The following is a 6,298-nucleotide window of genomic DNA, read 5'->3' on the forward strand; positions in this document are numbered from 1 at the left end:
GCGTGAGGGCGCCCGCGGCCGGGAGGAGGTCGGCCGACCACACACAGGAACGGTCGACCACAAGCACGAACCGCCGCGCGAGACGCGGGGGGGGGGGGGGGGGGGGGGGCGCCCCCCCCCCCCCCCCCCCCCCCCCCCCCCCGACTCCACCACACCGCCCGCGTACATCACGACGACCCGGTCCGCGATCTGCGCGACCACACCCATGTCGTGGGTGATGAAGAGCACCGCCGCGTCCCGCGTCGACTCCCGCAGCAGCGCGAGCACCTGGGCCTGCACAGTGACGTCGAGCGCGGTGGTGGGCTCGTCGGCGACGACGAGGTCGGGCGACCCGGCGAGCGCGATGGCGATCATCACGCGCTGCCGCATCCCGCCGGAGAGCTGGTGCGGGTGGCTGCGCGCGCGGGTGGCCGCGTCCGGTACGCCGACGGAGGTCAGCAGTTCCACGGCGCGGGCCCGCCTGGCCGCACGCCGGTGGGTGCCGTGGATGGCCATGACCTCTTCGATCTGGGCGCCTACGGACATCAGCGGATTCAGCGCGGTGGCCGCGTCCTGGAAGATCATGCTGACCTTGGCGCCGCGCAGCGGTCGCCACTGCCGCTCGCTCCTGCCGACGAGCTGGTGGCCGTCGAGGACGGCGGAGCCGGTGGCGGTGGCGCCCTCGGGCAGCAGCCCGGCGAGGGCGAGCGCGCTGAGCGTCTTGCCGCAGCCGGACTCGCCCACCACGGCGACCGTCTCGCCCCGCCGCGCGGTCAGGGTCAGGCCGTCCACGGCGTCGAGGCCGGGACCGAAGGAGACGCGCAGGCCGCGTACGTCGAGGACCGCGTCCCGGGTGCTCGCGGTGTCCTGTGCCGTCGTCACAGTGGCCATCCCAGGGTGTCGGTGGGGACGTCGAGCGAGCCGGGTCCCCGGTGCCCGGTTTCGAGGTGGTGGGCGGCGAGTTCGCCCGCGGTGCCGATCCAGAGGTCCCCGAAGTCCTTGGCGTCCCGCAGGAGTTGGCGCAGCCACAGCGCGCGGGCCGGACGCCCCGACTGCCAGGGGTGCATGGTCAGGTTCACCAGCGAGCCGGCCTCGCGCGCCCCGGCGAGCTCCGCGTGCCAGGCGTCGTAGAGATCGCCCGCGCCGTAGGGCGGCCGGGGTTCGCCGCCGGTGTAGCGGTAGTACACGGCGTCGTCGGTGGCCCAGTCGACGGGTATCTCGACGAGGTCGCCGATGCGGTAGGGCCGGTCGTCGCCCATCATCGAGCTGTCGTAGGAGAGGCCGAGTCCCGCCAGGGTCTCGAACGCCCCGGGCGCCATGCGGAAGCTGGGCGAGCGGTAGCCGGCCGGGCGGACGCCGCTGATACCCGCGAGCAGGTCCGAGGCCCGCGTGAGGGTGGCGCGCAGGTCGCCCGCGCCGAGGTCGGCGGGCGGCTCGTGGCACCAGCCGTGCAGGGCGAGTTCGTGTCCCGCGGCGTGGATCTCGATGACGGCGGGACGGTAGGTCTCCGCGATCCAGCCGGGGACGAAGAACGTGGCGCGGACGCCCGCGCGGTCCAGGGCGTCGAGGATGTGGTGGATGCCGCGGCGCGGCCCGTACCTGCGCTGTTCCAGTTCGGCGGCGTCGCCCGGCGGGTCGTTCCTGCGCCGCCACAGCAGCGGGGACTCGCCGTCGAAGTCGAAGGTCACGCACAGTCCTGCGCGGTGGCCGCCGGGCCAGGCGTAGGCGTCGTCCGCCGGCCGCCTCGACGGGTCGTCCGCCGGCCGCTTTGACGGGTCGTCCGCCGGCCGCCTCGACAGGTCTTCCGCCGGCCGCGCTCCGGCGCCGTGCGCGGGCCGTGCTTCCGGGTCCTTCATCGGCCGTCCTCCTCAGGGAGCGCCAGGGGCGGCGGTGTGTAGTCGCCCGCCGTTCTGCCGCCGTCCACGGCGACGGTCGTGCCGGTCACGAACGACGTGTCGTCGGAGGCCAGCCAGAGCACCGCGGCCGGGGCGTCGTACGGGCCCGAGGTGCGGCCGAGCGGAATCCTGTTGCGCATGCCCCGGATGTGCTCCTCGGTGAGCGCGCTGACCTCGCTGCCGGGCGCGAACCCCGGCTGCACGGTGTTGATCCGGATGCCGTACCGGGCGACTTCGAGCGCCATGGACCGGGTCAGCGTCTCGACGGCCGCCTTGCTCGCCGCGTACACGGAGCCGCTCGCGCCGGGGCGTACGGCGGCGCCCGAGGAGATGTTGACGATGCGGCCGGGCACCCCGGCCGCGAGCATCGCGTCCACGGCGCGCCGCGACAGTTCGAAGAGGGCGACGACGTTGACGTCGAGGACGCGCCGCACGGTGTCGGGTCCCGTGGTGGCGAGCGGGGTGCGCGGATACAGTCCCGCGTTGTTGACCAGCACGTCCGGCGCCTCCCAGGTGCCCGCGACGGCGTCGCCGAGGGTGCGCAGGCCGTCCGGGTCCGCCAGGTCGGCCGCGAGGTGGCGGGCGCCGAGGCGCTTCGCCAGCGCGGCGAGGGGTTCGGCGCGGGCGTCGGTGAGCAGCAGGTCGGCGCCCGCGGCGGCGAACGCCTCGGCGATCCAGGTGCCGAAGATCCCCGCGGCGCCCGTCACCACCACCCGGGTGCCGGTGAATTCGTCCCGGTAGTCGCGCACGGTCATGCCTCCTGGTTCGGTGAAGTGCCGTACGGGCCGGCGGAGTCGGCCTCTGGCGTCCCGGGCGGATGCTCCCCGGCGGGGCGGGCCTCCGAGGGCGCGATACGGCTCGCGGCGCGCAGCCATCCCGGGCCGCGGCCGGGGCGCCCGGGGCCGCGCCGCCGGAAGGGCCGTCTCGACACGCTTCTGGTGGGGTCGAGCCGGTCGCGTACGGTGTCGCCGAGCAGGTTCACCGCGAGGACGAGGCCGAACAGCGCGAGCCCCGGGAAGGTGACGAGCCACCAGGCGGTCGCCACGTACTGCTGGCCGTCGGAGAGCATCGAGCCCCAGGACGCGGTCGGCGGCTGCACACCGAGGCCGATGAACGACAGGGATGCCTCGAACACCACCATCAGGCCGAGTTCGAGGGTCGCGACGACCACGGCGAGCGGCAGCACCTCGGGCAGTACGTGCCGGGTGACGATCCAGCGGCCCGGCGCCCCGACGGCCACCGCCCCGCGCACGAAGCCGCGTTCGCGGGTCTCCAGCACGCTCGCGTACGCGATGCGCGTGTAGCGGGGCCAGCGCACGAGCGCGAGGCAGACGACGACGTTGACGAGGCTCGGTCCGAGGACGGCCACCACGAGGATCGCGAGCAGGAAGAACGGCACCGACAGCGCGATGTCCGCGAGCCGCATCACGAGCACACCGACCCAGCCCCGGTACCAGCCCGCGAGCACACCGACGAGCACACCGAACGCCCCGGAGACCAGGACCGTGGCCGCCGCGACGGCGATCGACACGCGGGAGCCGTAGAAGATCCTGCTGAGCACGTCGCGGCCGAGCGCGTCGGTGCCCAGCAGGTGGAAGTGGCCGTGGGCGGCGGCGAACGGCTCGCTCAGCCGGGCCGCCAGGTCCGCGTGGTCCGGGTCGAACGGGGAGATCAGCGGCGCGCACAGCGCCACCAGGAGATAGAGGATCACCGCAGCGGCGGGGATCAGGCCGCGCCGCCGCCCCGGCCGTACGCGCGGCGCGGCCGGAGCCGGGGTCCGGGCCGGCGTGAGGGGAGCCGCGCCGGGTGTCGTCGTCGCGCCGCTCATGTCCCTGCCGCCTTTCCGAGGGTGCTGATGCGCGGGTCGAGGAACGCGTACGCCAGGTCGGTGACGAGGTTGACCACGATGTACACGAGCGCCGCGAGGATCACGATGGCCTGCACGAGCGGGAAGTCGCGCCCGTCCACGGACTGCACGGTGAGCTGGCCGAGCCCCGGCCAGGCGAAGATCAGCTCGGTCACCACGGAGCCGCCGAGCAGGTTCGCGACCTCCAGGGCGAGGACGGTGAGGACCGGCACCGACACGTTGCGCGCGAGGTGGCGCACCACCAGCCGGGCGGTGCCCGCGCCCTTGGAGCGCGCGGTGCGTATGTAGTCGCGGCCGAGCTGTTCGAGGACCGCGCCGCGCGTGATGCGGGCGACGGTCGCGGCGGACAGCGAGGCCAGGGTGACGGCGGGCAGGATCAGCGAGGTGAGGCCGCCGTAGCCGGTGGACGGCAGGATCTTGAAGGTGACGGAGAAGAGCAGGATCAGCAGGACGCCGGTCCAGAAGGCGGGCATCGCCTGCCCGGCGAGGACGGCCGGCATCAGGACCCGCTCGGGCAGACGGCCCCGGTTCAGGGCCATCACCGTGCCCGCGCCGACGCCGAACACCACCGAAAGGACCAGCGCGGCGAGCGCCAGGTCCAGGGTGTAGGGAACGCGCTGGGCGATGAGGGTGAGGGCGGGCTCGTGCTGGACGTAGGAGTAGCCGAGGTCGCCGTGCAGGAGCCCGTCGAGGAAGTTCAGGTACTGGTGCCACACCGACACGTCCAGCCCCAACTGCCGCCGCAGGCGGGCGATGTCGGCCGCGGTGGCGCCCTGCGGCGCCAGCAGCTGCGCCGGGTCGCCGGACAGCCGCAGGGCGAAGAAGACGGCGGTGGTGACGCCCCACAGGGCGATCAGCGCCTGGCCCAGGCGGCTGCCGAGGTGGCCGGCGAGGGTGGTGAGCGTGCCACGGTTCATGACGTGAACCTCATGTCGGCCACGGAGAAGCTCTGTTGGGCGTCGGGGTGCCACAGGAGCCGCTTGTTCGCGCCGTAGATGGAGTAGATCTGGAAGAGGCCGATGCCGGGCAGGTCCTTGTCGAGGATGCCGTAGGCCCGGGCGTAGAGCCGCTCGCGCGCCGCCGGGTCGATGGTCCTGCGTGCCTGGTCGACGAGCGCGTCGAAGGAGGTGTTGTGGTACGAGCTCCACACCGTTCCGCTGTGGAACAGGGGGTAGGCCACACCGTCGGCGTCGAGGCAGGAGCAGGACCACTGGCCGAACCGGATGGAGCCCCAGTCGTGCGAGGGGCCCTGCACCTTCTTCAGATAGGTGGCCTGGTCGGTGTTGTCGATGGCGACCTTCAGCCCGGCGTCCTGGATGTTCGCCTGGATGACCTGGACGATCTGCGGGTCGTACGTGGGTGACGTCGCCATCACCACCGTCTTGCCCTCGGCGCCCGCCTCCTTGACGAGCCGCCGCGCCTTCGCCGGGTCGTACGCGTAGGGGTGCAGCGCCTTCGGGTAGCCGACCGCGAGCGGGGTCAGCACGCTGTCCACCTGCTTGCCGTAGCCCTGTTCCAGCGCGTTGATCAGCGACGTGTAGTCGATGGCGAGGCTGATGGCCCGGCGTACGCGGGGGTCGTCGGTGGGGCCGCCCTTCAGTGTGTTGAAGGCGAGGTAGCTGACGCGTTCGGTGGGCGCGGAGAGCACCTGGAGGTTGCTGGCGCTCTTCATCTGGATGGCCGTGTCCGGTGTCATCGAGTCCGCGATGTCGGCCTTGCCCGAGGTCAGGTCGGCGACCCGGCTCGCGGCCGACGGCACGGCGCGGAAGGTGACCTGGCGGATGGGCGGTTCGTGGCCCCACCAGTGGTCGTTGCGCCGCAGTACGACCTGGGAGCCGGGGATGGCGGAGACGAAGGAGTAGGGCCCCGACCCCATGGGGTGCAGGTTGAACTGCGCGTTGCCGACCTTCTTCACGTACGCCTCGGGCACGACGGAGAGCGTGGTGAGGTAGGTGAGCAGGGTCGGGGACGGGTAGGTGGTCTTGATGGTGAGGGTGTCGCCGTGGCCGGTGGCCGAGGCGACGGCGGAGAAGTTGGCGTTCTGCTGGCTGCCGAGCTTGGGGTCGAGGATGCGCCGGATGCTGAACGCGGCGTCGGCGGCGGTCAGCGGGCTGCCGTCGCTGAACCTGACGTCGTCGCGCAGGGTGAACACCCAGGTGGTGGGGGTGGTCTGGCGCCAGCGCGTGGCGAGCGAGGGAACGGGCTTGTTCGTCTTCGGGTCGCGGCGCAGCAGCTGGTCGAAGATGTTGCGGTAGACGGAGTACGAGTCGGTGTCGTACTGGAGGCCCGGGTCGAGGCTCGCCGGGTAGCTCGCGAGGTCGGCCGTGAGGCGGGCGGAGCCGGGGGCGGAGCCGCCGGTGGTGGTGGGCAGCGCGCAGGCGGTGAGCGCCGCGGCCAGGAGCGCCGCGAGAGCGCCGCAGCGCACCGCCCTGGTGCCCGCAAGTGCGGTGCGTTTGACGGGAGTTGGGGGAATCCGAGGAGCACGCATGGTTCGTCTCCTGCCGGGCTGTGCCGGGGATGTGCCGGGTGGACGCCCGCCGGGGGGGCGGTCGGGGGC

Annotated in this window: 6 protein-coding genes; all 6 read right to left on the bottom strand. The window is 73.3% G+C overall.

The window, feature by feature from the left end:
• The coding region (locus LCE31_RS34865) for an ABC transporter ATP-binding protein (RefSeq protein WP_225021707.1) at nt 1-861 on the bottom strand (861 nt) is incomplete at its 3' end.
• Nucleotides 858-1,835: a polysaccharide deacetylase family protein gene (locus LCE31_RS34870; protein ID WP_225021709.1), complete on the bottom strand. Its 978-nt coding sequence runs from the start codon at nt 1,833-1,835 to the stop codon at nt 858-860. The genes LCE31_RS34870 and LCE31_RS34865, both read right to left, overlap by 4 nt.
• Nucleotides 1,832-2,629, bottom strand: a complete 798-nt coding sequence (locus LCE31_RS34875; RefSeq protein ID WP_225021711.1) for an SDR family NAD(P)-dependent oxidoreductase — start codon at nt 2,627-2,629, stop codon at nt 1,832-1,834. The genes LCE31_RS34870 and LCE31_RS34875 overlap by 4 nt, the downstream gene beginning before the upstream one ends.
• Entirely contained in the window at nt 2,626-3,702 is a 1,077-nt protein-coding gene (locus LCE31_RS34880; protein ID WP_225021713.1) for an ABC transporter permease, read from the bottom strand. The genes LCE31_RS34875 and LCE31_RS34880 overlap by 4 nt, the downstream gene beginning before the upstream one ends.
• Nucleotides 3,699-4,658, bottom strand: coding sequence for an ABC transporter permease (locus LCE31_RS34885; protein WP_225021716.1), 960 nt, complete (start codon nt 4,656-4,658; stop codon nt 3,699-3,701). The genes LCE31_RS34880 and LCE31_RS34885 overlap by 4 nt, the downstream gene beginning before the upstream one ends.
• On the bottom strand, nt 4,655-6,229 hold the full coding sequence (locus LCE31_RS34890; RefSeq protein WP_225021717.1) for an ABC transporter substrate-binding protein: 1,575 nt from the start codon (nt 6,227-6,229) through the stop codon (nt 4,655-4,657). Before LCE31_RS34890 ends, LCE31_RS34885 begins: the two co-directional genes overlap by 4 nt.
• Between the last annotated feature and the right edge of the window lie 69 nt (nt 6,230-6,298).

It is taken from the genome of Streptomyces sp. 8L (genome assembly GCF_020176795.1).
In the GTDB taxonomy this organism is placed as follows: domain Bacteria; phylum Actinomycetota; class Actinomycetes; order Streptomycetales; family Streptomycetaceae; genus Streptomyces.